This is a genomic window from Cryobacterium sp. PAMC25264 (assembly GCF_019443325.1).
Classification (GTDB): Bacteria; Actinomycetota; Actinomycetes; order Actinomycetales; family Microbacteriaceae; genus Cryobacterium.
In genome coordinates, this window is sequence record NZ_CP080383.1 from 1,742,466 (window position 1) to 1,767,083 (window position 24,618).

Annotated in this window: 25 protein-coding genes, 1 tRNA gene and 2 pseudogenes; 6 read left to right on the forward strand and 22 right to left on the reverse strand. The window is 68.0% G+C overall.

Translation table 11 applies throughout. From position 1 onward, the window contains the following. Positions 1–95: 95 nt before the first annotated feature. Positions 96–1,781 (reverse strand): ABC-F family ATP-binding cassette domain-containing protein, encoded by a 1,686-nt coding sequence (locus KY500_RS07975; protein WP_219903010.1) that lies wholly within the window; start codon positions 1,779–1,781, stop codon positions 96–98. A gap of 85 nt (positions 1,782–1,866) precedes the next feature. On the opposite strand from KY500_RS07975, the pseudogene KY500_RS07980 reads away from it, so the two are divergent. Beyond that, a pseudogene (locus KY500_RS07980) lies at positions 1,867–3,068 on the forward strand (PLP-dependent aspartate aminotransferase family protein). A gap of 129 nt (positions 3,069–3,197) precedes the next feature. Further along, complete coding sequence (locus KY500_RS07985) at positions 3,198–3,572, forward strand: hypothetical protein (protein WP_120336840.1); 375 nt, start codon at positions 3,198–3,200, stop codon at positions 3,570–3,572. A gap of 52 nt (positions 3,573–3,624) precedes the next feature. On the opposite strand, the gene KY500_RS07990 is transcribed toward KY500_RS07985, so the two are convergent. The 6 genes from KY500_RS07990 to KY500_RS08015 form a co-directional block, all read right to left on the reverse strand. Continuing rightward, positions 3,625–3,972, reverse strand: coding sequence for a hypothetical protein (locus KY500_RS07990; protein ID WP_219903011.1), 348 nt, complete (start codon positions 3,970–3,972; stop codon positions 3,625–3,627). 205 nt (positions 3,973–4,177) lie between these two features. Beyond that, on the reverse strand, positions 4,178–5,527 hold the full coding sequence (locus KY500_RS07995) for a HAMP domain-containing sensor histidine kinase (protein ID WP_219903012.1): 1,350 nt from the start codon (positions 5,525–5,527) through the stop codon (positions 4,178–4,180). A gap of 62 nt (positions 5,528–5,589) precedes the next feature. Further along, positions 5,590–6,258: a response regulator transcription factor gene (locus KY500_RS08000; protein ID WP_219903013.1), complete on the reverse strand. Its 669-nt coding sequence runs from the start codon at positions 6,256–6,258 to the stop codon at positions 5,590–5,592. Positions 6,259–6,314: 56 nt separating this feature from the next. After that, entirely contained in the window at positions 6,315–6,725 is a 411-nt protein-coding gene (locus KY500_RS08005) for a YchJ family protein (protein WP_255579874.1), read from the reverse strand. A 22-nt stretch (positions 6,726–6,747) separates the two neighbouring features. Beyond that, a complete protein-coding gene (locus KY500_RS08010) occupies positions 6,748–7,263 on the reverse strand; it encodes a heme-binding protein (protein ID WP_219903015.1) in 516 nt (171 codons plus the stop codon). 56 nt (positions 7,264–7,319) lie between these two features. Beyond that, on the reverse strand, positions 7,320–7,670 hold the full coding sequence (locus KY500_RS08015) for a zinc ribbon domain-containing protein YjdM (protein ID WP_219903016.1): 351 nt from the start codon (positions 7,668–7,670) through the stop codon (positions 7,320–7,322). 137 nt (positions 7,671–7,807) lie between these two features. On the opposite strand from KY500_RS08015, the gene KY500_RS08020 reads away from it, so the two are divergent. Together KY500_RS08020 and KY500_RS08025 are read left to right on the forward strand one after the other, a co-directional pair. After that, positions 7,808–8,425 (forward strand): hypothetical protein, encoded by a 618-nt coding sequence (locus tag KY500_RS08020; RefSeq protein ID WP_219903017.1) that lies wholly within the window; start codon positions 7,808–7,810, stop codon positions 8,423–8,425. Continuing rightward, a complete protein-coding gene (locus KY500_RS08025) occupies positions 8,422–9,231 on the forward strand; it encodes a PspA/IM30 family protein (protein WP_219903018.1) in 810 nt (269 codons plus the stop codon). Before KY500_RS08020 ends, KY500_RS08025 begins: the two co-directional genes overlap by 4 nt. A gap of 179 nt (positions 9,232–9,410) precedes the next feature. Here the strand turns inward: KY500_RS08025 and KY500_RS08030 are convergent. From KY500_RS08030 to rplU, 10 genes are all read right to left on the reverse strand, one after another. After that, positions 9,411–9,483, reverse strand: a tRNA-Ala gene (locus tag KY500_RS08030). A 73-nt stretch (positions 9,484–9,556) separates the two neighbouring features. Then, entirely contained in the window at positions 9,557–10,000 is a 444-nt protein-coding gene (gene rsfS / locus KY500_RS08035) for a ribosome silencing factor (protein WP_219903019.1), read from the reverse strand. An 83-nt stretch (positions 10,001–10,083) separates the two neighbouring features. Beyond that, positions 10,084–11,115 (reverse strand): hypothetical protein, encoded by a 1,032-nt coding sequence (locus KY500_RS08040; protein WP_219903020.1) that lies wholly within the window; start codon positions 11,113–11,115, stop codon positions 10,084–10,086. Then, entirely contained in the window at positions 11,112–11,705 is a 594-nt protein-coding gene (gene nadD, locus KY500_RS08045; RefSeq protein ID WP_157109171.1) for a nicotinate-nucleotide adenylyltransferase, read from the reverse strand. Before nadD ends, KY500_RS08040 begins: the two co-directional genes overlap by 4 nt. 14 nt (positions 11,706–11,719) lie before the next feature. Continuing rightward, positions 11,720–11,926, reverse strand: coding sequence for a hypothetical protein (locus KY500_RS08050; protein ID WP_066595868.1), 207 nt, complete (start codon positions 11,924–11,926; stop codon positions 11,720–11,722). A 137-nt stretch (positions 11,927–12,063) separates the two neighbouring features. Continuing rightward, positions 12,064–13,422, reverse strand: a complete 1,359-nt coding sequence (locus tag KY500_RS08055; RefSeq protein ID WP_219903021.1) for a glutamate-5-semialdehyde dehydrogenase — start codon at positions 13,420–13,422, stop codon at positions 12,064–12,066. A gap of 9 nt (positions 13,423–13,431) precedes the next feature. Next, positions 13,432–14,241 carry a glutamate 5-kinase gene (proB, locus tag KY500_RS08060; RefSeq protein WP_219903355.1) on the reverse strand — a complete coding sequence of 270 codons (810 nt, stop codon included), beginning with the start codon at positions 14,239–14,241 and terminating at the stop codon, positions 13,432–13,434. Positions 14,242–14,276: 35 nt separating this feature from the next. Further along, positions 14,277–15,860, reverse strand: coding sequence for a GTPase ObgE (gene obgE, locus KY500_RS08065; RefSeq protein WP_066595875.1), 1,584 nt, complete (start codon positions 15,858–15,860; stop codon positions 14,277–14,279). Positions 15,861–15,944: 84 nt separating this feature from the next. After that, positions 15,945–16,202, reverse strand: coding sequence for a 50S ribosomal protein L27 (gene rpmA, locus KY500_RS08070; protein ID WP_066595878.1), 258 nt, complete (start codon positions 16,200–16,202; stop codon positions 15,945–15,947). Between the two features lie 19 nt (positions 16,203–16,221). Then, the gene (rplU, locus tag KY500_RS08075; protein WP_219903022.1) at positions 16,222–16,530 is read right to left on the reverse strand and encodes a 50S ribosomal protein L21; all 309 of its coding nucleotides are present in this window, start codon (positions 16,528–16,530) and stop codon (positions 16,222–16,224) included. 238 nt (positions 16,531–16,768) lie between these two features. On the opposite strand from rplU, the gene KY500_RS08080 reads away from it, so the two are divergent. Next, positions 16,769–17,059 carry a DUF4031 domain-containing protein gene (locus KY500_RS08080; RefSeq protein ID WP_219903023.1) on the forward strand — a complete coding sequence of 97 codons (291 nt, stop codon included), beginning with the start codon at positions 16,769–16,771 and terminating at the stop codon, positions 17,057–17,059. Positions 17,060–17,066: 7 nt separating this feature from the next. Here the strand turns inward: KY500_RS08080 and KY500_RS08085 are convergent, their stop codons facing one another. From KY500_RS08085 to KY500_RS08100, 4 genes and pseudogenes are all read right to left on the reverse strand, one after another. Beyond that, entirely contained in the window at positions 17,067–18,503 is a 1,437-nt protein-coding gene (locus tag KY500_RS08085; protein WP_219903024.1) for a hypothetical protein, read from the reverse strand. Beyond that, positions 18,493–19,284, reverse strand: coding sequence for a TIGR03943 family protein (locus tag KY500_RS08090; RefSeq protein WP_255579875.1), 792 nt, complete (start codon positions 19,282–19,284; stop codon positions 18,493–18,495). The genes KY500_RS08085 and KY500_RS08090 overlap by 11 nt, the downstream gene beginning before the upstream one ends. Next, on the reverse strand, positions 19,274–20,314 hold the full coding sequence (locus KY500_RS08095; RefSeq protein ID WP_219903025.1) for a permease: 1,041 nt from the start codon (positions 20,312–20,314) through the stop codon (positions 19,274–19,276). The genes KY500_RS08090 and KY500_RS08095 overlap by 11 nt, the downstream gene beginning before the upstream one ends. Positions 20,315–20,457: 143 nt before the next feature. After that, a pseudogene (locus KY500_RS08100) lies at positions 20,458–23,183 on the reverse strand (Rne/Rng family ribonuclease). Between the two features lie 279 nt (positions 23,184–23,462). Here KY500_RS08100 and KY500_RS08105 point away from each other — a divergent pair. Beyond that, complete coding sequence (locus KY500_RS08105) at positions 23,463–24,062, forward strand: vitamin K epoxide reductase family protein (RefSeq protein ID WP_219903026.1); 600 nt, start codon at positions 23,463–23,465, stop codon at positions 24,060–24,062. 103 nt (positions 24,063–24,165) lie between these two features. Here KY500_RS08105 and ndk read toward each other — a convergent pair whose 3' ends face one another. Next, entirely contained in the window at positions 24,166–24,585 is a 420-nt protein-coding gene (ndk, locus tag KY500_RS08110) for a nucleoside-diphosphate kinase (protein WP_066595890.1), read from the reverse strand. Positions 24,586–24,618: the final 33 nt, after the last annotated feature.

Sequence of the window (24,618 nt, forward strand, 5' to 3'; positions counted from 1 at the left end):
GTCCCAACGGCCGCGTGGCCGGTTCTATTCCAGGTGCGTTCAGCGATGCCGCCCCGGTGCCGTCGTCCCGGCGCTGCCGGCTCCAAGCTGCCGGTTCAGCGAGCAGCGGATGCGGCGGTGCTGGTCTCGACCACCTGGCCGGCCTCGACCGCCCAGTGTCTGTCGAGGCTCACAGTGGACAGCATCCGTCGGTCGTGCGTCACCAGCAGCAGCGTACCCGTGTAGGAGTCCAGGGCCTGCTCGAGCTGTTCGATCGCGGCCAGGTCCAGGTGGTTGGTGGGCTCGTCGAGCACCAGCAGGTTCACGCCGGTGGCCTGGAGCAGGGCGAGGCCCGCGCGCGTGCGCTCGCCGGGCGAGAGGGCATCGGCCGGCCGGCCGACGTGATCGGCGGTCAGGCCGAACTTGGCCAGCAGGGTGCGGATCTCTCCGGCGGCCAGGTCGGGCAGGCGCTCCTCGAAGATGGCCACCAGGCTCTGGTCACCGGTGACGCTGGCCCGTGCCTGGTCGATCTCCCCGATCGCGACGCTCGTGCCCAGGCTCGCCGACCCGGCATCGGGGACACGACGGCCCAGCAGCGCCCGCAGCAGAGTGGTCTTACCCGCCCCGTTGGGCCCGGTGATGCCGATGCGCTCCCCCGCATTGACCTGCAGCGACACGGGGCCGAAGACGAAGTCGCCCTGCCGCACGATCGCGTCGTTGAGAACGGACACGACGGTGCTCGACCGGGGGGCCGGGCCGATCGTGAACTCGAGCTTCCATTCCTTGCGCGGTTCGTCGACCTCGTCGAGCCTCTTGATACGGCTCTCCATCTGGCGGACCTTCTGGGCCTGCTTCTCGCTGGACTCGGCGGAAGCCTTGCGGCGGATCTTGTCGTTGTCCGGCGCCTTCTTCATGGCATTGCGCACGCCCTGGCTGGACCACTCGCGCTGGATGCGGGCGCGGCCGACCAGGTCTGCCTTCTTGTCGGCGAATTCGTCGAACGCGGCCCGCTTCTGCCGGCGGGCCGTTTCGCGTTCCTCGAGGTAGGAGTCGTACCCGCCGCCGAAGACCCGGTTGGCGTTCTGGGCCAGATCCAATTCGAGTACCCGCGTCACGGACCGCGACAGGAACTCGCGGTCGTGGCTGACGAGCACGACGCCGCCGCGGAGACCTCGTACGAAGGCCTCGAGACGTTCGAGGCCGTCGAGGTCGAGGTCGTTGGTGGGTTCGTCGAGGAGAACGATGTCGAACCTGGACAGCAGCAGCGCCGCCAGGCCCACCCGCGCGACCTGGCCACCGGACAGCGCCGTCATCGGGGCGTCCGCCGCGACGTCGGCGTCCAGCGTGAGGCCGAGCTCGTGCAGGACGCCCGGCAGCCTGTCGTCGAGATCGGCCGCACCGCTGGCCAGCCATCGGTCGAGGGCCTGCGAGTAGACGTCGGCGGGGTCAGGGCCGCCGGGTGCGGCCGGTTCGGCGAGAGCGGAGGCCGCGACGTCCATCTCCCGGGTGGCCTGGGCGCATCCGGTGCGTCGGGCGATGTACTCCGAGACGGTCTCGCCTGGCACGCGCTCGTGTTCCTGCGGCAGCCAGCCCACGAAGGCATCCGCAGGTGAGAGCGACACGCTGCCGGACGAGGGCTCGTCGATTCCGGCGAGCAGGCGTAGGAGGGTGGACTTGCCGGCGCCGTTCACGCCCACCACGCCCACGACGTCCCCGGGCCCCACGGTGAGGTCGAGGGAGTCGAACAGTGTGCGGTGGGCGTAGCCGCCGGCCAGGCCCTTGGCGACGAGTGTTGCGGTCATGGGTCTAGTTTCCCATTCTCGACGCCGGCCGTCGCGCGGCGTCATACCATCGCCCGGCGCTCACCGAGGTCATTACGCTGGCCTCATGACGGTTCGACCAGACAAGCATGCGCCGCAGTCCCTCGCCGAGTCCAGCCGCGCCGTGCACGCGGGCAACGACATCGACCCCGGCACGGGTGCGGTGCGCACCCCGATCGTGATGGCGAACTCGTACGCGCTGCCCGAGGACCCCTCGACGATCAGCTGGTCGGGCACCGATGTTCCCCTCTACACCCGAAATAGCGGCGTCAACCAGCTCGGCCTGCAGCGTAAGTTGGCGCTCCTCGAGCACGGCGAGGACGCCGTGGCACTGGCCAGCGGCGTCGCCGCGCTGCACGCCGTGTTCTTCACCTTCCTGCGCACCGGTGATCATGTCGTCGTCTCGGATGTCGCCTACGAGGCCACCTTCAAGCTCTTCCGCGAGCTCCTGCCCGACAAGTACGGCATCACGGCGACGTTCGTGGACACGAGCGACCCGGCGGCCGTCGCGGCGGCTGTCCGCCCCGAGACCCGCCTGGTGCACGTGGAGGCCATCGCCAACCCGACCACCCGGGTTGCCGACATCGCCGCCATCGCGGCCATCGCCCGAGCGGCCGGCGTCCTGCTGTCGGTCGATTCGACGTTCACCCCGCCACCGGTGCTGCGTCCGCTCGATCTCGGTGCCGACCTCGTCGTGCACTCCCTCACCAAGTACATCAACGGCCACGGGGATGCCATGGGCGGGGCCGTGATCGGCTCCAGCACGTTGGTGCAGCGGATCAAGTCCGAGGCGATGGTGGACGTCGGCGGGGTGATCAGCCCGTTCAACGCCTGGTTGATCATGCGCGGGTCGGTCACGCTGCCGCTTCGATTGCGCCAGCACACCGAGAGCGCCCAAATGGTCGCGAAGTTTCTGGCCGCCGACCCGCGGATCGCTTATGTCGCCTACCCGGGTTGCCGACGCATCCGCAGCATGAGCTGGCCGTTCGCCAGTTCCACCATGGGTTCGGGGGCATGCTCGCGTTCGCCGTGAACGGCGACGCCGACGCCCAGAACCGGTTCGTGGCCCGGCTCCGGGTGATCACCTCCGCCGTCTCCCTCGGCCACGACGAGAGCCTGATCGTGCACGTATCGGGCAGCGGGCCGCGGGCCGCTTACTACCCGAAGGAATTCCAGCGGCTCGGACACCTGCGGCTCTCGGTAGGGCTGGAGGACGCCGCCGACCTCATCGGGGACCTCAAGGCCGCTCTCGACGAGACCTTCGCCTGACGCCAGCCCGACCCGTCGGAGAGTGGATCGCCCCGTGCGATCGGTGCGGCGCACGGTGTTCGCTCGGGTTTGGGGTCACACTGGGGGAATATCGGGAGCTGTCCGGCCGCCCGTACGAACGGAGCGATCATGACCGAAGCCGATCTTTTGACTCGCTGGGCCGCGGCCCGGTGGCACATCATCGTGTCCCAGCTGGCACCCACCTTCCTGCTCACCGCCCTGATCGGGTTCACCGCGCTGGGCCTGGGCGACACCCCCGTCAGCGTGCGCATCGCCGCCGCCGGTGTTTTGCTCGCCTCCGGAATCCTGGGCGCTCTTGCGCAGATCGCCGCCGCGAATGAGGGCGGGGCGATCATCGAGGACCTGGCACTGTTGAGCGCACCGTCCGCACTCAGCCGTCGGGTCATCGCGTCGGCTCCCTGGCTGAACGTGGTTCGATTCCTGACGCCCGCGATCTTCGTGATCGTGTACATCGCCCTGCTGGCCGCGGTGTTCCTGGCCTAGCTTCACCGGTTGGGGTCTGGAGCCGGTGAGGCCCGCTCGCGGGGAACGGCCCTCAGGAACCCGACGACTGGGCGTGCGGCGCCTGGCCATGGCCGGGTTGCACCGGTGCGGGCTGTGCTGGTACGGGCTGTGCTGGCGCGAAATCGGAGGGCGCGGACGACTCAGGCCCCTCCGACGACTCGTCGTCGGACGGCGACTGCTCGTCGTCCTGGCCGGACGTCGTTCCGTCGTCGGTGCCGCCGTTTCCGGTGCCGACGCTTCCGGTGCCGACCGTGGTCGTGCCACTCCCTGACGCCCAGAGCAGGCCCGCCAGCACTCCCCCTCCGACGACGCTGACCGCGCCGACCACCACCGTCACAGCCAGCGCGGCGGCCTTCCCGGTGCTTCTGATGCTGATCACGAATCCCTTCCCGCCCGGCCAGACCGTGGCGGCATCCGCGCTCGAGGGCGATCGTCCCCGAGGCTGTCCTGCCTCGAGCGTGCGCCGGTATTCTTCCAGAATTCTTAGATCGCCGGGACTGTGCAGATCGGCTCAGGGGGCCACCCTGTGCAGGACCCCCGGGCGGCCGCGTCCGTCGACCGGGTGAGCCGCAACCGGTGTCCCGTCAGCGCCGGGCCGGAAGGGTCACGGCCACGGTCGCCCCTGTACCGCTGAAAGGCTCAATGGAGACGGAGCCACCGTGCCGTGCCGCCACCTCGGCGACCAGGGCGAGTCCCAGGCCGTAGTGCCGTGGACCGGCTGCGGTTGCGTCTGCGTCTGTATCTGCGGTACCGCTGGCGCCCTCGGGAGCAGCAGCACCGGAGGCCGAGGCAGAGGCAGCGGGTGCGTCGGCGCCCCCCGGTGACCCGGCACGGGTGCTGGCGAATCGTTCGAAGGCGTGGGCATCCGTGCCGGCGGGGAACCCCGGACCGTCGTCGCTGACCAGGATGACCGCGTTCACGCCCACGATCTGCACGTCCACCCGTACGCTGTGCACGGCATGGTCCACGGCGTTGGACACCAGTGCCGTGAACAGCCGATGCAGGGCGATTCTCGCGCCGTCGACCATGACCGGGGCGCCGGACCCGGTGCGCTCCAGCGAAAGGTTCTGGTGCTCAGCGACGGGCCTCAATGAGGCGACCGCTTCGTCGGCGAGTGCGGCGATGTCCAGCGGCTGCTGCTCGAGGACCTCGCGCGGATCGGCCGCGATCAACAGGTCTTCGAGGATTTCGGTGAGCATCCGGGAATCCTGCACGATCTCGTCGACCTGTCCGCGAATCTGGGCCGATGCTCCCGGGGCGCCGTCGTCGTCGGGCCCGGTCAGCGCCGGGAGCCGGCGCCGCAACATCTGGGCTCTGGTGCTCAGAACCGTGAGCGGAGTGCGGAGTTCGTGGCTGGCGTCTGCGACGAACCTGCGCTGGAGGGCGAGGGCCTCGGCCAGGGGCTGCATCGCGCGCCGCGCCATCCAGGTGGCCAGGAACCACGCGGCGATGGCAGCCAGGATGCCGGACACGGAAAGTGCCAGGATCAGCCGGCCCCGTTCCTCATCACGTTGGTGCTGGTCGACAGCCACCTGGGTCAGGTGCGGACCGTTCTGGCTGGTGACTACCCGGTAGTCGTGTCCGTCGATGCTGACCGAGCTCTCCACGGGCTCCCCTGTCTCGGCGACGGAACGCAGGGCGTCCTCGTCGGGAAGTTGGGCGGGCAGGTCCCGGGAGGTTCGGAGCCTCCCGTCATCGACGACGATGAGGTAGACGCCGTCGGGTGCCTCATCCGGGGAGTCGATCGAGGCGCTGTTGCTGATCTCCTGATCGGATGCCTCCTGCTGGCCCGCGCTGACGATGCCCAGCACGAGCCCGCCCACGAGCAGAAGCAGGACCACGATAAGGCCGGTGAACTGCATGGCGAGACGCCGCGCGGCGCGGCGCAGCTCAGGATCGTCCGTGCGGTCCGTCCGCACACCGATTGACAGCATCGCCGTCCTACTGAGGACCGTCCTGCCCAGGGCCGTGCGTGGCCGGCCGGTGTCCGGGCGGTTCACAGCGGGCGTCCGATCCGGTAGCCGATACCGCGCACGGTGTGCACGCAATCGCGGCCCAGTTTCTTGCGCAGGTAGTGCACGTACGTGTCGACCACGCCTTCGTCGTCGGCGTCAGGGAAGACCACGCTGAGCAGATCCTCGCGCGGGTACGTTTGATCCGGCCGACGGGCGAGTCTCTCCAGAAGATCGCACTCGCGTTCGGACAGAGTCACCGTTCCGCCCGCGTCGAGGGTGACCTCGCGGTCGGCGACACTGAGCCGGCCTCCGGGAACCCGCAACACGGGAACCGTCGAGACCGTCCGCCGACGCAAAGCCCGCAGGCGCGCCAGGAGCTCGTCAAGGTCGAACGGCTTGGCCAGGTAGTCCTCGGCACCCCGGTCCAACCCCTCCACCCGATCGGCAGGGTTGCCCAGGGCTGAGAGCACCAGTACCGGGGTCAGGACGCCGCCGGCCCGGAGTTTCGTGAGAACGTCCAGTCCGTTGATCACGGGCAGGCCACGGTCCAGCAGGATCACATCGAAGTCCTGGGTCAGTCCGGCATGCAGCGCACGCTGCCCGTCCCTGGCCACGGTCACGTCGTATCCCTCACTGCCGAGCAACTCCTCGAGCATGCCGGAGAGCCGAGCCTCGTCTTCGACGACCAGGATACGCGGATCGTCTTCCATGAAGAAAGTATGCGCCTTCTGCAGGCCGACACGTGTCACGGCGTCGCGTACGGCCGTCAGTCGAGGGCGTCCAGGTATAGCCAGCCACCGTCAACCCTGACGAAGCGGCTCACCTCGTGTTGCTCACCGCGCTGCCCGTCCTGCCGGTAGTACGCCGTGAACTCCACGCTCCCCTCGGTGTCGAACGGTCCGCCCCGCACCGTGCGACCGATATCCAACCGCACCCAGCGCAACGTGGGGTCCAGTTCCAGGGTCTCCGGCCGGGTGCTCGGGTGCCAAGTGCGCAGCAGGTAGTCGGCATCCGCGACAGCGAAGGCCGCGTACCGCGACCGCATCAGCGTCTCGGCCCTGGCCGCCCGCGCGTCGCCGAGATGCAGTCGACCACAGCAGTCGGCGTAGCTCACCCCGCTCAGGCAGGGACAACGGTCCGGGGTGGGAGGCGACGACGACGGATCGGAGAGGGTCACAGAGCCATTCTCCGCCATCGGGTCACGCCGAGGTCACCCGCACCAATGCCTCGTGGCGGGTGAGGAGGCCCGCGGCGGGCTTCGGGTCGACGCGGGCGTAATACACGGGGCCGTCGGGCAGGAGGTCGGCCGCAAGCACCTCCCCGAGCAGGTGCAGCCCGCGGTCGACGAACCGGCGGGTACTCCAGCCGCCGCGGAAGCGCAGGGCGGCCGCCTCGAATGTGGGCACTGCTCGCACGGTCACGGCGTCATCCAAGGGCGACGGCACGGCGCGTGGGTCCAGCTGACCCGGCAGCACCACGCTGACCAGATGGGTGTCTTCCCCGGCCTCCTCGTGCAGCACCGGGGCCGTCAGGGCGAACCGGGTCGCAGAGCTGTTGTGGCCCCGGAGATAGCGAAGCAACGGTCTCACACCCCGGCCGGCCGCTCCCGTGACGTCTCCGCGCACCCGCACTTGCAGCTGGACGCTGTCGGGATAGCGGCGGACGTCGAAACCGGGGAAGGCCCGCACCACCGTGTACGGCTGCTGCTCGGTCATGCCACGGAGTGTAATCCAGGTGCCCCGGATGGGGGTGGAATCGGGTTCGCGCCCGATCAGGCCTTCTTGACCACCCCGGACTTGAGCTGCATGGACACGCCTTCGATCCGGCATTCGATGTCGTGGTCGCCCACGCCCTGGCGCAGCCTGATGCCGCGCACCTTGGTGCCGACCTTGATCACGTTGGAACTGCCCTTGATCTTGAGGTCCTTGATGATGGTGACCGAGTCGTGGTCGGCCAGGACGGTCCCGAACGCATCGGTGATGACAGCTTCCTGTGCCGGTTCATCGACGGCGACAGACTCGGCCGTCCACTCGTGGCCGCAGAGCGGACAAACCAGCAGCGCCCCCATCTCATAGGACATGTCGCTGGAGCATTCCGGGCACGGGGGCAGGGTCTCAGTCACCTCCTCATCGTAGGGGTCGTGTGTTGACGGCTCCGCCACGTGATTCCCTGACAATTCCCCAGTTTCCGGCGTACCTTACCGGGTAGATCGCGCCTGTTTGCTGGCGCGACTCGCCCAGCAGAATTCAGGAGGCAGCAATGGGTGTGCTCATCGAGGTCCTGGCCGCACTGGGAACCATCGTTCTCGTGTCGACGTTGACGGTGGTGCTGATCGGCCGGACGGTCTACACGCGGATGCGCCGCAGCCGAGCGGTGAACCGTGGGCTGCTTCGCACCCGCGCGACTCTGAGCGTGGGACCGCAGCACGAGATCCTGGCTCAGCGGGTGCGGCTGAGGGATTCGTTGTACAGCGGGCATGCCGCCGTCGATATCGCGGGTCGCAGCGCCGGTCCGCACGGCGACCTGAAACGGCTGTTCCGCCGGATTGAGTCAGAAGCCCAGACCGTGGATGCCCACCTGCTGCTGCTGTCCTCGGAAACCGAACCCGAGGTACTCCGCGGTGCCCTGCCGCTTGCCGTTCACCGGGTCGACCAGGTGACTGGGCTCGTACGCACGGTGCGCGCGGCGGTCGCCGCCGGACTCGGCGGGTTCAGCGACGACGCTCTTCTCACCCTGCAACTCGAGGTCGATCGGGAGATCGCCGCCCTCGACGCCGGCATGGCGCAGTTGCACACCCTGAACCATCCGGATGCGCAGCCGCCGTCGCGACCTTCTCCCTACCTGGACACCCACCTTGACCGAGGGACTCACTCATGACCGTCACTTCCCGGCTCCGCGTCATCTTCCGCAGCAAGGCCTCCCGCACCCTGGACCGGCTGGAGGACCCACGCGAAGCGCTCGACGACAGTTACGAGCAACTCGTCGCCATGCTGCAGCAGGTGCGACGCGGTTTGGCCGATGTGGCCACGGCGAAGAAACGGCTCGAACTCCAGGGGCAGGAGATGGGCGCCCGGCACCGCCGATTGGGGGACCAGGCGCAGGAGGCCCTCACCCAGGGACGCGAGGACCTCGCCCGCACGGCCCTTGAGCGCCGCTCCCTGCTCGAGGGACAGGTGGCCTCGCTCCGGGACCAGTACACGGCGCTACAGCAGCAGCAGGAGCGTCTGCAGGCCAACGAGCGTCGCCTCGCCGACCGCGTTGCCGCGTTCCGCACCGAGAAGGAGACGATCAAGGCCACCTACGCGGCATCCGAAGCCCAGGCACGGGCCAATGAGGCCGCGGCCGGAATCGGCTCCGAGATGAGCGATGTCGGCGTGACCCTCGACAGGGCCAAGGACCGGGTGGCCCAGATGAAGGCCAGGGCCGCCGCCACGGACGAGCTGCTCGCCAGCGGGGCGCTGAACGATCTGACGGCACCGCCGGACGCCGACCTGGAGCGCCAGCTCTCCTCCGGCGCCACCCGCGCGGATGTCGAACGCCAGCTGCAGGCGATGAAGGATGCGGCAGCCGGCGGCACCCCGTCAGGTTCGACGGGGGGTGCGACCGGCGGGACAGCGGGTGGTGCGGCCGGAAACGGGCCGGACGGCTGGCTCAGCATCGGCCGTGGCCCTGCCGCCGGGTAGCCCGGGAGCGTCCCGGCCGGCTCCCCCGTCCCTGCGATGACCGAAGGGCCGTCCGGCTCGGTCCGCAGTCCCCTCGATGCGTGCGGAAAAATTACTAAAAATCTTTTCCCACCGGGTCTGCATCGACATGCAAAAAACCCCCGATGACTACTTTCATCGGGGGTTCTTGTATTTTGTTGTGGATCCGAGGGGATTCGAACCCCTGACCCCCTGCATGCCATGCAGGTGCGCTACCAGCTGCGCCACGGACCCAGACTTTGTTTCGAATTCCTCCGAAACAACTTCATTAGGTTACTACATGTTTTGAGTGCTCGCGAACCAAACGCTAGTCCGCGGCATCAATTTCGACCACGGATTCGGTCGGGGTCGCCACTGCGGGTTCCACGACGGGCTCGTCGAGGGCACGTGCGCTGGGCAGATCGATCGGGATGACCGGGCAGTCCTTCCAGAGTCGTTCGAGGGAGTAGTAGACCCGCTCTTCTTCGTGGAACACGTGCACGACCAGGTCGCCGAAATCGACGAGGACCCAGCGGCCCTCGGCGCGTCCCTCACGACGCAGCGGCTTGTAGCCGGCCTCGATGAGCTTGTCCTCGATCTCGCCGGCGATCGCGACGACGTTGCGCTCGGAGCGTCCGGTGACGATGAGGAAGATGTCGGCCAACGGCAACGGGTGGGAAACGTCGATAGCTACGAGGTCCTCCCCCGCTTTCGAGTCGGCGGCGGCGGCGGCCACCTTGAGGAGCTCGAGAGCGTGGGCAGAAGCGGTCATCGATTGAATCCCTGAGTTAGTAAAAGCGAAAAGGATGGCATAAGAAGAAACGAAACTAGTCGGTCACCGGAAAGCATGGGTCGCTAGTAGATATTGAAGGCGTAGCCCACCACGAAGAGTGACAGCACGCCGATGGCCAGCACCGCCGCGGTGATGGCGAGAACCGTCGGCAGTGACGCTCCCCGTTTGCGCGGCGGCGTCATGACGCCGCGGGTGGAGGTGTGGGTGCTGACGGCGCGGCTCGCGCTCACGGGCGCGACGTCGTTGTGGTGGCCGCCTTCGTCGAGCTGATCCAGCATCCGGTCCATCTCGGACGAGTCAAAGAGGTTGGGGTGCTGGCCAGTGGCGCCGAGGCTGCGCGGCAGGTCGATGGAACCGGTGATCATGATCTCACCGGTGCTGGTGATGGGACCGGCCGGGCCCTGCCTGGGGATCGACGGCAGGATCAGGGCGTTGGTCGTCGTCGGTATTCCGCCCGCTCCGACGCCCCGACCGACGAGGTCGTCGAAGGTCTGGTCGTCGCGACGGCCGATCGTCTCGATGTGGCTGTCGTCTTCGCGGTCGACCGACCAGTGGCCGATGGGCGGGTGCAGCCCGCTGGATGCCGGGGCGGGATTCAGCGCCGGCGCGTCGGCGGTGCCGGCGTCCCGGTTCGCGGCGTCCCGGTTCGCGGCGTCCCGGTTCGCGGCGACAGCCACCGGCGCCAGCTGGCGTTCGTCGGGAGTCCCGTTGTGAGCTGAATGGTCGTCGGCTGCGCGTTCATCGGCTGCATGTTCGCCATCTGAACTGTCGGTGCTCGCCGTTGCCGCGGCCTGCAGAGCACGCAGTTCTCGGCGGCTCAGAGTGCGGCCGGTGTCCTGCACCATGGCCGGCTCGGGGATCGGCAATGGAGCCGGAGCAGGGCGGGCAGGTTCAGCACGTTCGACGGGCGGCGCAGTGTGCCGGGAGTGGTGTTCGTCGGGCTCGATCGGCGCCGGGGAGGAGGTAGGGCGAGGTTCGGGGGACGCGGGCGACTCGTCGTTCGAACGGTCCTCTGCAGAGACCGGTTCGTTTTCCCGGGCCAACTCGCGCAACTGTCGTCGCGTCAGTGGCTGCGGGCTGTTACCCAACGTCATGCCACACTCCGATACAGGTGATGCTTTGAGATGTACTGGACAACCCCGTCGGGGACCAAGTACCAGACCGGGAATCCCCGGTTCACGCGTTCCCGGCAGTCGGTGGAAGAAATGGCCAGAGCCGGAACCTCCAACAAGCTTACGTCCTGGTTAGGTAAACCTGAAATGCTCAGATCATGTCCCGGTCGACTCACAGCCACGAAATGAGCCAGCTTCCACAGTTCGGCGGCGTCCTTCCAGCCTAGGATCTGGGTGATGGCGTCGGCGCCGGTGATGAAGAAGAGTTCGGCGTCCGGCCGTTCAGCGTGCAGGTCCCGCAGCGTGTCGATGGTGAAGGTGGGGCCGGTACGGTCGATGTCGACGCGGCTCACCGTGAAGCGTGGGTTTGATGCGGTGGCGATCACCGTCATGAGGTAGCGGTGCTCGGCCACGGTCACGTCGTGCTTCTGCCACGGCTGCCCGGTCGGCACGAAGATGACCTCGTCGAGATCGAAGCTCTGGGCGACCTCGCTGGCCGCCACAAGGTGCCCATGGTGGATGGGATCGAAGGTTCCACCCATCACTCCGATGCGCGGGCGGTGCCGGGTCATAGTCGGCCGTTCGGTTAGTGGCCGCCGTGGCTGGACGCGCCACCGTGCGCGGCGGCGTACGCGTTCGCCTTGGCACTGTGGCGGTTGGCGACGTCGCGGAAGCTCCACAGGACGAAACCGAGGGCAGCGAAGATCACGAGGGCCACCAGGCCGTAGACCCAGGTGGGTACGGGCAGTTGGGCGTGCTCGACCTCGGCCAGGACAGCGGTCAGGAACAACATGGAATCTCCGTTCGGGGAAGCGTGGGGTCAACCGGAAGCCACGACGGGCGGCACCGGCACCTCGACCAGTCTAGCGGGGCGACCCGCCCGCACCGGGAAGGGCTCCCGCACGGCGCCGTCCGTGCGCCGAAGACACGCTAGGACCGGATCTGGCCGGATCCGCGGACGATCCATTTGGTACTCGTGAGTTCCGGCAGGCCCATGGGCCCCCGCGCGTGCAGCTTTTGGGTGGAGATACCGACCTCGGCGCCGAAGCCGAACTCGCCCCCGTCGGTGAAACGGGTTGAGGCGTTCACCATCACGGCGGCGGAGTCGACCTCGCCCAGAAAGCGCTCGGCATTGACGATGTCGTTGGTGATGATCGACTCGGTGTGACCGGTGGAGTACCGGCGGATATGCGCGATGGCCTCGTCGAGGTCGGCGACGACCGCCACGGACAGGTCCAGGCTCATGTACTCGGTGGCCCAGTCCTCCTCGGTGGCCGGCACCGCGGCCGGGAACAGGGCACGCACCGTCGCATCCCCGTGAATGGTCACGCCGGCCTCGGCGAGCCGGCCCAGCACAGCCGGCAGTAGCCGCGCGGCGGCGGCCTCGTGCACGAGCACGGTCTCGACGGCGTTGCAGACACTGGGTCGCTGCACCTTGGCGTTGTGCACGATGTCCGTGGCCCACGCGAGATTCGCCGATTCGTCGAGGAAGATATGCACCACGCCGGCTCCGGTTTCGATGACGGGCACGGTGGATTCGGTCACGACAGCCTGGATCAACCCTGCGCTGCCGCGGGGAATCAGCACGTCCACGAATCCGCGGGCCTGCATCAGACGAGTGGCGCCGGCGCGGCCGTAGGGGTCGATGGTCTGCACGGACTCCCCCGGCAGCCCGGCCGCGACGAGTGCCTGCTGAATCAGGCCCACGAGCACCCGGTTCGAGTTCTCGGCGGCCGATCCGCCGCGGAGAACCGCGGCGTTGCCGCTCTTGAGGGCCAGGGCGGCGATGTCGACGGTCACATTGGGCCGCGCCTCGTAGATGACACCGACCACACCGAACGGCACGCGCACCTGGCTGATCTTGACGCCGTTGGGCAGGCTGCTGCCGCGCACCACCTCGCCGACCGGGTCCGTGAGCAGTTCGATCTCGGCCACGGCGTCGGCGAGAGAGCGGATGCGCGTCTCGTCCAGCGTCAGTCGGTCCAGCAATGCCGCACTCAGGCCGTTCTCCGCGCCGACAGAGAGATCGACAGCGTTGGCCTCGACGATACCGGCGACGTTGTCACGGAGCGCCTGGGCGATGCCGTGCAGGGCGCGATTCTTCACCTGGGTGGGTGCTGAGGCGAGAGCCAGGGAGGCCTGGCGTGCCGCGGTGAGCAACGCGGTGAGGCCGTGGGCGGTTTGAGAAGAGCCACGTTCGCCGGGCCCGACGTGTGCGGGCACGGCGTCCGGCACGGTCCCCGCCTGGTCCTCGGTGGGCGGCAGGGCGACGGGGCGGGTCTGCGACATGCCCCTAGCTTAGGACAGCTCGTGTGCGACGGGGCGCCCGCTGACGCCGGGTTCAGCCGGCTCGAACCAGGTGCCGATCGCGTCTCCCCGCAGCGCCTCAGCGACGAGCGCCGTGGAGGTCACGAGCACGGCGGTTCCGGCATCCTGGGCGATCCGGGCGGCGGACACCTTGGTGCCCGCTCCTCCAGTGCCCACTCCCGATAGCGAGGAGCCGAACTCCACACCGGGCAGGGTGTCACCCACGGCGACGTAGTCGATGCGCTCGGCGCCAGGCAGGTGCGGCGGCCGGGTGTACAGGGCATCCACGTCGCTGAGCAGCACCAGCAGGTCGGCCTTCACGAGCGTGGCGACGAGGGCGGCGAGCCTGTCGTTATCGCCGAACCGGATCTCGTGGGTGGCGACGGTGTCGTTCTCGTTCACGATGGGGAGGATACGCAGCCCGAGCAGGCGCTCCATGGCGCGCTGCGCGTTGCTGCGCGGCGACGCGTTCTCGAGGTCTCCGGCTGTGAGGAGCACCTGTCCCGCGATGATGTCGTACCGGTCGAGGCTGTCCTGGTACCGGAAGATGAGGAGGTTCTGGCCCACCGACGCCGCGGCCTGCTGGGTCGCGAGATCGGTGGGGCGCTCGTCCAGCTGCAGGTAGGGCATGCCGGTAGCGATGGCGCCGGAGGAGACCAGGACCACCTCGGCGCCGCGCCCGTGCGCCGACGCCAGGGCGTCGACGAGGGGTGCGATCTGGCCGACGTTGGCGCCGCTGATCGAGGACGATCCGACCTTGACGACGATGCGTCTGGCCGTGGCGATGCCGCTGCGCTCCAGGCGGCTCCGGTCGGCGCCGCTCACCCCTCCATCGGTCACTCGGAGTCGCCCTCCCGGGTGCGCCGACGGGCAGCGTTGTTCTCGGTGACCTCGTCGGCGCCGCCGTTGTACTCTTCCTCGCCGGTCGACCACATGCCGGCCTCGCGTTCGCGGATGAGTTCGGCCCGGGCGGCGGACTTCGCGTCCATGCGCTTGAGGTATTCCTCGCGGCGCTCGTTGCTGGTGCGGCGCTTGGAGTCGTCCATCCGGCTATCGGTTCCGCGCGGGGCGGTGATCAGCTCGGCGGTGGAGGTAAGGGTGGGCTCCCAGTCGAAGATCATCCCGTCCCCCGGGCCGATCACGACGGTCGAGCCGGCGACGGCACCGGCCTTGAAGAGTTCGTCTTCGGTGCCGAGCTTGGCGAGGCGGTCGGCGAGGAAGCCGACGGCTTCGTCGTTCTTGAAGTCCGTCTGCTGCACCCAGCGCTCGGGCTTGGCGCCGAGGATGCGGAAGATGTTGCCGAACGATCCGCCTTCGACGCGCACGATGAAACCGCTGTCGTCGACGGCCTTGGGTCGGATGACGATGCGGGGCTTGAGGGCGGCGGCCTCTGCGCTGCTGAGACGACCGGCTTCGACGGTTTCGGCCAGGGCGAAGTTGAGCTGGCGGAGGCCCTCGTGGCTGACCGTGGAGATCTCGAAGACGCGGTAGCCGCGTTCCTCGAGTTCGGCCTTGACGAACGCGGCGAGTTCGCGACCCTCTGGCACGTCGATCTTGTTCAGGGCGATCAGCTGCGGACGTTCAAGGAGCGGCGTCTGGCCCTCGGGGACAGGGTACGCGGCAAGCTCGCCGAGGATGATGTCGAGGTCACTGATCGGGTCGCGACCGGGGTCGAGCGTGGCGCAGTCGAGGACGTGCAGCAGTGCGGTGCAACGTTCCACGTGGCGCAGGAACTCGAGACCGAGGCCCTTACCCTCGCTGGCGCCCTCGATGAGGCCAGGGACGTCGGCGACGGTGTAGCGCACCTCGCCGGCATCCACGACGCCGAGGTTGGGCTGCAGGGTCGTGAAGGGGTAGTCGGCGATCTTGGGCCGCGCGGCGGAGATCGCGGCAATGAGGCTGGACTTGCCTGCCGAGGGGTAACCGACCAGGGCCACATCCGCCACGGTCTTCAGCTCGAGGTAGACGTCACCCTCGTAGCCGTAGGTTCCGAGCAGGGCGAAGCCGGGGGCCTTGCGCTTGGTCGAGGCGAGGGCGGCGTTGCCGAGCCCGCCCTGTCCACCGGGCGCGACGACGATGCGGTAGCCGGGCTCCGTCATGTCGGCGAGTTCGTTGCCCTCGGCGTCCTTGACCACGGTGCCCAGCGGGACCGGCAGCTCGATGATGTCGCTGCTGTAGCCGTTGCGGTGGTCACCCATGCCGGGTCCGCCGTTGGCGGAGCTGCGGTGCGGGGACCGGTGGAAGGACAGCAGGGTGGTGACCTGCGGGTCGGCGACGAGGACGATGTCGCCACCGTTGCCGCCGTTTCCGCCATCGGGGCCGGCGAGAGGCTTGAACTTCTCGCGTTTGACCGAGACACAACCGTTTCCTCCGTTGCCCGCTCGCAGATGCAGCGTGACTTGGTCAACGAACGTGGCCATGGGAATGCCCCTTTCAGGTGGCGATAAAAACAAACATGAGGACGAGCCGAAGCCCGCCCTCATGTTGAAAAGCTCTGTGGATGCCTAAGCGGCAGCTACCACGATGTTGACGACCTTGCGGCCACCCTTTGCACCGAACTCGACCGAGCCGGCTTCGAGGGCGAAGAGGGTGTCGTCGCCGCCACGGCCGACGTTCACGCCGGGGTGGAAGTGGGTGCCACGCTGACGGACGATGATCTCGCCCGCGCCGACAACCTGACCGCCGAAGCGCTTCACGCCGAGGCGCTGTGCGTTGGAGTCACGACCGTTGCGAGTGGAACTCGCGCCTTTTTTGTGTGCCATTTGTTCTTCTCCTCAGGCCTTAGGCGATGCCGGTGACCTGAACGCGAGTGAGCTCCTGACGGTGCCCCTGACGCTTCTTGTAACCGGTCTTGTTCTTGAACTTCTGGATGACGATCTTCGGGCCGCGGAGGTCGTTGAGGACCTCGGCAGTGACCTTGACGTTGGCCAGCGACGCCCCGTCAGAGGTGATCTTGTCGCCGTCGACGAGAAGCACGGCGGCCAGCTCGACGTTGCCGTCCTTGTCAGCCTTGATTCGGTCCATCGTTACGATGGTCCCGACCTCTACCTTCTCCTGCCGCCCACCGGCGCGCACAACTGCGTAAACCACTTTACGTACCTATCTCTGGGGAACCCCGGGGGCTCCGATTCCTATGATGGAAAGTTACCGAGTGCAAATGGACCAAGTCGGCCCATCTCACTTCAGAAAACCTTGGGCGTTGCGTGGACATAGTCCACCGCACACCAACACTCGACTTTAGCGGATCGGATAGCCCCGGTCAAACCATTCGGCGGGGGTGTGTCGCGACGGGTCTGCCGGCATCCGATTCAGTCCCTACACTTTCAGGATGAGCATACTGATCGACCAGCCTGCCTGGCCGGCCCACGGAACGCTCTGGTCGCACCTGGTGAGCGATTCGTCGCTCGAGGAGTTGCACGCGTTCGCGTCTGCTCAGGGCATCCCCCGCCGCGGGTTCGATCTGGACCATTACGACGTGCCCAAGGCCCGCTACGACAGCCTGGTGGCCGCTGGAGCGGTGCCCGTGGACTTCCGCGGGCTGGTCACCCGCTTGCGCGCCAGCGGCCTGCGGGTGAGCGGCCGGGAGCGCCGTTCGCGGCCCGGAGGCGCCACCGGCTGACGGGGCGTCACCAGATGGCGTCGATCCCCACGATGCTGCGACTGATGGCGCCCGTTGCCAGGTCGACGATGATCGTGGTCGCCGTGGTCGCCTGGGCCCCCACCGGGTAGTCATCGCTGACCTGGGTCTGACTGTTGGGTACGGTCTGGATCGCCAGGTACTGGTCGTTCGGTGAGATCACGAAGCCCAGGATGGTCTCGTTGGGCAGCACCGGCTCGTAGACGACCCGGCTGGTGGGGGCGACGGGGTCGCCGGTGACCAGGGTGAGGTACTGGCGAACGCGGCCGGTCGCCTGGTCGAATTCGGCGACCCGCTGCACGTAGCCCTCTCCCCCGGTGAGGAAGCGCAGCTCAGCCGTGTACGGGGTGGTCCCGGCCACATCCTGGGGCACGATCGCGGCCTCAGAGCCCGTCGAGAGGTCCAGGATATACTGGCTGCCCTGATCGGAGACCGCGATCCGGACTCCGTCGGGGGCGAAGGCGTTGAGATTGGGGAATTGCCCGATCGGGATGGGGGCGGTGTCGGTGCGCGGATCGACGAGCAGAAGGGTGGTGTCGAAGAGCTGCGCGACGAGCTCGGACCGGGCGGGCATGAATCCCCAGGCGATGGCCTGGATGGGGTTTCCGTCCAGGCCCGCAACGGTGTCGACGGTGCCGCGGGTGAGGTCGAGCAGGAACAGGGTGTTGTCGTACACGGCACCGGCGGCTCCCGGCGCGCTGCTGAACCGGAACCCGACGGTGCTGGAGGACGGTGAGGCCTGCAGGTCCTGGACGGTTCCGGTGCCGGGCAGGGTGAGTTCGGCGGCTTGCCCGTCGGCGGAGACCAGGCTCAGCCGGCTGCTGAGGTCGTCGGCGAGGGTGACGACCACGAGTTCGTCCCCCACGGGCACGAAGGACTGGATGTAGGGCGCCGTGAAGACATCGGTGCTCTCCGGCGAACCGACGGCGGTGCGCAGGATGCGGTCCGGATCCTTGGTCGACTCCCCCGGGGTCGCCGGCTCCCGGCTGAGGAGGAAGAGGGGCGCCTGACCGGTGCGGAAGGTCACGGCCAGGTCGCTGCTCCGGTCGCCAAAGGCTCCCGAGACGTCCTTGACCCGGACGGTGTACTCGGTGTCGTAGGCCAGCGGCTGGGGGAACACGACGACGACGGAATCGTTCGAGGTCTGCACGTCGACCGGGCTGGCCGGGCTGATCTGCACCTGATCCGCGCTGACCTCGGCCAGCTGTTGGTTGGTCGAGAGGACCAGGCGTTGCCCAGCGGCCGAGACCACGGCTGTCGTGTCGACGTCGGACCCGGTGAGCCGGGGGCCGTTCAGCAGGTTGACCGCCACCAGCGCCAGGCACAGAACGATCAGCCCGGTCAGGAGGATCCCGAGAGTGCGACGGAACCGACGTGCGCCGCCCGGATCTTCGGGGCCGGCGGTGAACGGCGACTCAGTAGACATACGGGTCGCTCGGCTGTTCGACGGGCGTGATGGCCGTGGGTTGCAGGGCGAGCGCATCGGTCGATCGCACGCTCGGGTTGGGCCGGAACGTTCCCGTCACCTCGACCCAGTCGTCGGTGTCGTAGCTCGCCTTCCAGCCCGGCTGGTAGACCGCCAGGCCGATCGGCTGGGCGTCCACGGCGCAGCACGTGACCACGAACCGAGCCACGTAGAAGACGTTGTCGGGGTCTGCCGCATCGGGCAGCACAAAACCGGTGACCCGGGCCGTCTTATCGGCGTACAGACCCGGGTCGCTCGATTGGGCCAGCAGCGACACCCATTCCTTCACGCTCAACCGCTCGTAGTCACCGGTGCCCACCAGGGCGGCGGCCTGCGCCGATGAGGCTTCGCTGTCGAGGCCGCCGGAGTTGACCTCACGCTGGGTCGCGGTGGCGCTGGTGAGCGTGGCCGGAGGCAGGCCGAGCACGGCGATCGCGGCGATCGTGAGGAGAAGACCGCTGCCGGTCAGGGCGAGCGCACCGCGGCGGGCCGATAGCGGGCCGGAACCCGCGGGAGTGCGGACCACGAAGCTGGCCACCACGAACAGGAGCCCGAGCGCGGCCATGACGACGGTGAACACGAAGTACCGCGGATGGATGTAGAGGCCCAGCTGACCGGTGACACCGAGCCAGATGGTACCGACAACCACGACGAGGCTCAGGCCGATGCCGCGCCAGCGTTCGGCCAGGTAGGCGGGCACGGGCATCCGTCTCGAGGACGGCTTCTCGGTATCAGGCGACATAGTTCAGCAACAATCCGGCGGCGGCGCTCATCAGGGCCACCAGGGCCGTGATCTGCACGAGCGTGCGGGTGGTGAAGGTGGTGCGCATCAGGGCGAGCATCTTGACGTCGATCATGGCTCCAAATGTGAGGAAGGAAGCGATGCCGCCCGGCATGAAGGTGCTGCCGAACGACAGCACGAAGAAGGCGTCCACGTTGGAGCAGACCGCCACGATGAAGGCGAGCCCCATCATGGCCAGCACCGACCAGACGGGGTTGCTGCCCAGGGCCAGCAGCACCGACCGGGGCACGAAGACCTGGGTGAGCGCCGCGATCAGCGAGCCGACGAAAAGCGCGGGCATGATCACGGCGGTCTCCCGGGTGAACAGGTCGACCGACTTCTCGAATCTTCCGTGGCGAGTCGCCGCGCCGTGGCCGTGGCCGTCGTGCTCGTCGTGACCGGCATCCGGTCGGGCGCACGAGGCCGAAAACGTGCGGGTCAGCAGGCTGTCGGGATCGGGGTGGCGGCTGTAGAGCCAGCCGATCACGTTGGCGATCACGAAACCCGCCACGATACGCGTGATCAGGATCCCGTCGCTGAACCCGAACGCCTGGTGGGTGGTGATGATCGTGATCGGGTTGAGGATCGGCGCGGCGAGCAGGAACGTGATCGATTCGGGCACCGTGAAGCCCCCGACCATGAATCCGCGGGCGAGGGGCACGTTTCCGCACTCACAGACGGGGAAGAACATGCCCAGGAGCGAGATGCAGGCGCGGCGGAGCAGCGGCTGGCGCGGCAGGAACCGGGTGACGAAGCCGTGCGGCAGCCACACCTGCACCACTGTCGACAGCAGGATGCCGAGGAAGACGAACGGCGCGGATTCGATGATGACGCTCAGCGCCAGCGTGACGGTGTCCTGCGCGCGGTCCGGGAGTCCCCAGCCCTGGAAGGCCGGACTCACGGCTCGGACGGTGAACGCCAGTGCGACCAGGATGACACCGACGATCAGGCCGGTGGGCACGCGCGACACGGCCCCCCGATCGCTGTGCATTGGTCGAGCTTACCGTGCCGAAATGACCGTGCCGAGAAACCCCTTCACTGCCGGGCTGGGGAACCATCGGTGCCGACCCCCGAGACGCCGATAGCGGCGCCGCCCGCGAGGGTGGCGCCGCCAGGGCGGTGCGTGTGCCGCTGCTACTTCTGGTCGGTCGTGGGCACCACGATGGGCTGCACCGAGGTCGTCGAGCCACCGGCCGTCGTGACGCGCCGGCTGCGCGAGCGACCCTGACCGGGCTGCTTGGGCTCGGGCAGTGAGTCCAGCACGGAATCGAGCAGCTGATCGGTGACCTGCTTGCTGACCGGACGACGACTGCGCGGTGACTTCTTCACCGGGATGTCGAGGATCTCCACGCCCTCGGACCCGTCAGCAGCTGCGGGCTGCTGGGCCTGGACACCGGTGTGCTCCCCTGTGGCCAGGTCCTCGGCGGGCTGACCCGTCGAGGCCTCGGTCGCTGGGGTCCGGTCGTCGGAGCCGGTGCCCGTGCGCACACCAGAGCGGTTGTCCGTGCGGTTGTTGTCCGTGCGGCTGTTGTCCGAGCGGCCAACCGACCGGTTCCGGGACGCGCTGCGCGAGGCAGGAGCGCCGTCAGCGGCCGGGTCGGTGGCGGTGTCCACGGCTGCGGACTCCCCGGACGGAGCGTTGTCGGTGCCAGGCTCGGAGACCGGCGTCGAGCTGCCGGTCGGAGCGGTGCTCGTTGCCGTGGTGCCGGCCGGCTCGGTGGCGGCGGGCAGGACCGCACCAGCCGCATCCGTCTCGTTCGCTGCGATCACGGGGATGGACCCCGTGAGCGAGCGGGAGATGGTGCGCGCGGCGATCAGCGCGAGGGCGTGCTTGGCGTCCTCGGTGATGCCGTGAGTGCCCTGGCCGGCCTTGGCAGCGTCGGTGTGGGCGGCGGGCGGGGTGTGGCCGCCGCGCTGACCGGAGTTGCCACCGTCCTGGTGGGTCGATCCGTTGCCGTTGCCGGTGGATTTGCTGCGCGGGCGTCGTTCCTGGGCCGGCTGCGCCGTCTGACGGTGCTTGACCACGGGTCGTGGTGGATGACGATCCCGCGGCCGGCGCAGGTCTCGCAGTTCTCGCTGAACGACTCCAGCAGGCCCAGGCCGAGCTTCTTACGCGTCATCTGCACGAGTCCGAGCGAGGTGACCTCGGCCACCTGGTGCTTGGTGCGGTCCCGGCTGAGGCATTCGACCAGGCGGCGGAGCACCAGGTCCCGGTTGGACTCGAGCACCATGTCGATGAAGTCGACGACGATGATGCCGCCGATGTCCCGCAGGCGCAGCTGACGCACGATCTCGTCCGCGGCTTCGAGGTTGTTCTTGGTGACGGTCTCTTCGAGGTTGCCGCCTGAACCGACGAACTTGCCGGTGTTAACGTCGACCACGGTCATGGCCTCGGTGCGGTCGATCACGAGCGAACCGCCCGAGGGCAGCCAGACCTTGCGGTCCAGCGCCTTCTCGATCTGCTCGGAGATGCGGTATTCGTCGAACGCGTCGCGCTCGCCCTCGTAGCGCTGCACGCGCTCGACGAGGTCGGGGGCCACCTGGCGCAGGTACGACTCGATGACTTCCTGCGCGTCGTCGCCAGAGATGACCATCTTGTGGAAATCCTCGTTGAAGACGTCGCGAACGATCTTGATGAGCAGGTCGGGTTCGCTGTGCAACAGGGCCGGACCCGACACCGTCTCGACCTGCTTGGCGATGGACGCCCACTGGGCGGTCAGCCGGTTCACGTCGAGGGTGAGCTGTTCGTCGGTCGCGCCCTCGGCAGCGGTGCGCACGATGACGCCCACGTTGTCGGGCAGGACCTCTTTGAGGATCTTCTTGAGCCGGGCACGCTCGGTGTCGGGCAGCTTGCGGCTGATTCCGTTCATCGAGCCGTTGGGCACGTAGACGAGGTAGCGGCCGGGCAGGGAGACCTGGCTGGTCAGCCGGGCGCCCTTGTGTCCGACGGGGTCCTTGGTGACCTGAACGAGGACCTTGTCGCCGGGCTTGAGGGCAAGTTCGATGCGGCGGGTCTGGGTACCACCGGGCGAGTTCACCGCGGCGGCGTCCCAGTCGACTTCACCGGAGTACAGCACGGCATTGCGACCGCGACCGATGTCGACGAAGGCGGCTTCCATGCTGGGCAGCACGTTCTGCACTCGGCCGAGGTAGACATTGCCGATGAGCGACGCATCCTGGTTCTTGGCCACGTAGTGCTCGACCAGCACGCCGTCTTCGAGCACGCCGATCTGGATCTTGTTGTGCTTGGCACGCACGACCATGGCACGGTCGACGGACTCGCGCCGGGCGAGGAACTCGGCCTCGGTGATGACCGGGCGGCGACGTCCGGCATCCCGGCCGTCACGGCGGCGCTGCTTCTTCGCCTCGAGGCGGGTAGACCCCTTGATGCGCTGCGGCTCGGTGATGAGTTCGGGTTCGCGCGGGGTGCGCACCCGCACAACGGTGTTGGCCGGGTCGTCGCTGCGGCCCTCCTCGCCGGTGCGTCGGCGGGCACGACGGCGCACCGTCGAGCTCTCGTCGGCGTCGTCATCCTCGTCGTCGAGCTGGCGACCGCCGGACCTGACCGGGGCGGGCAGGATCGCCGGCGCCTGGAAGATCAGCGACGTCGTGGGACGGCGAACCACCTCGACGGTTTCATCGAACGGGGTGGGCAGGGCGGGGAAAGCGACCGGCTGGTCCACGGCCTCGTCGACCGTGACGGGCGTTTCAACGGGCTCCGGCAGGCTCGGAGCCTGCGGCGGAACCTGCTCGACCGGAGTCTGCTGTGCTGGAGATTGCTGAGCCGGTGCCGCCTTCCTGGTGGTTTTGCGAGTGCCGAATAGGCCCTTGCGCTTCTTGTTTTCGTTGTCTTCCACCATCACTGGTGCGCTCCTTGACCGGTGTGGGCGACCGCGCCACCCACTCGGTTACTCTCTCGTGCGACGTTCCCGCTTACGCGACAACCCCGCGAATCCTATTGCGTTGACGCAACCGGCCCGTGGCTCTGGTTGCTAATACCTTTGGTCTACGACCAATGAATCTGGGCGAATGTCGCCCATTAAGCCTTTTGGCATCGGTTTGAGCGCGGCTCAAACGACTGTTTCGATTATCGCACGCATTCCCAGAGACTCGCGCGCGACACATGACATAATCCGAATGTGCACCTGACCTCGTCGAAAAAGCCTCCCGTCGGCCTCGCCGTCTTCCTCATCCTGGCGGGGGCGATCGGCTTTGCCGCGGCCTTCGCGCTCACGCTGGACAAGTTCACGATGCTCGAGGATCCGACGGCCCAACTGTCTTGCAACTTCAGTGTCCTGGTGGGATGCAGCACCAACCTCGGCTCCTGGCAGGGCGCCCTCTTCGGGTTCCCGAACCCGCTGATCGGGGTGGCGGCGTGGAGCGTCGTGATCACGATCGGAGCCGCCATCCTGTCCGGTGCCCACTTCGCACGGTGGTTCTGGCTGGGCCTGAACGTCGGCGTGACCGGTGCGCTTGCCTTTGTGATCTGGCTGATGGGCCAGAGCTTCTTCGTGCTCGATGTGCTGTGCCCGTGGTGCATGGTCACCTGGGCGGTGACGATCCCGGTGTTCCTGGCCGTGACCCTGTACAACCTCAAGACCGGCATCATCCCCGGTTCGGCACGGGTGCGCCGCCTCGCGGCGGTCGGCTACTCCTGGATCTTCGTGATCACGATCGCGTGCTACCTGGTGGCGGCGACCGTCGCCCAGCTGCAAATGGACTTCCTCCACCGCCTCTAACCTCGCGTCTCCACCCGCGAACTGTGAGAAAAGCCCCGAAAACGTCGAGTTTTCGGGGCTTTTCTCACAGTTCGCGGGAGGGAGCCGCGGGTGATCGGGTGGGTTAGGCGAACCAGAGCGCCAGTTCGCGGGCGGCCGACTCGGGCGAGTCGGAGCCGTGAACCAGGTTCTGCTGAACCTTCAGGCCCCAGTCGCGGCCGAGGTCACCGCGGATGGTTCCGGGAGCGGCCGTGGTGGGGTCCGTGGTGCCGGCCAGGGCACGGAAGCCCTCGATCACCCGGTCACCGGCGATACGCAGGGCGAGGATCGACCCGCTCTCCATGAATTCGACGAGCGGCTCGAAGAACGGCTTGCCGGCGTGCTCCGCGTAGTGCTCGGCCAGGAGCGTGCGCTCGGCCTGGACGAGCTTGATGTCGACGAGGGAGTATCCCTTCGCCTCGATGCGGCGGAGGATCTCGCCGGAGAGGTTGCGGGCCACGCCGTCGGGCTTGACCAATACGAGTGTTTCCTGGACCTGGGTCATGTGTTCTCCTTGTGCTGTCGGTCTGTGCTGGTC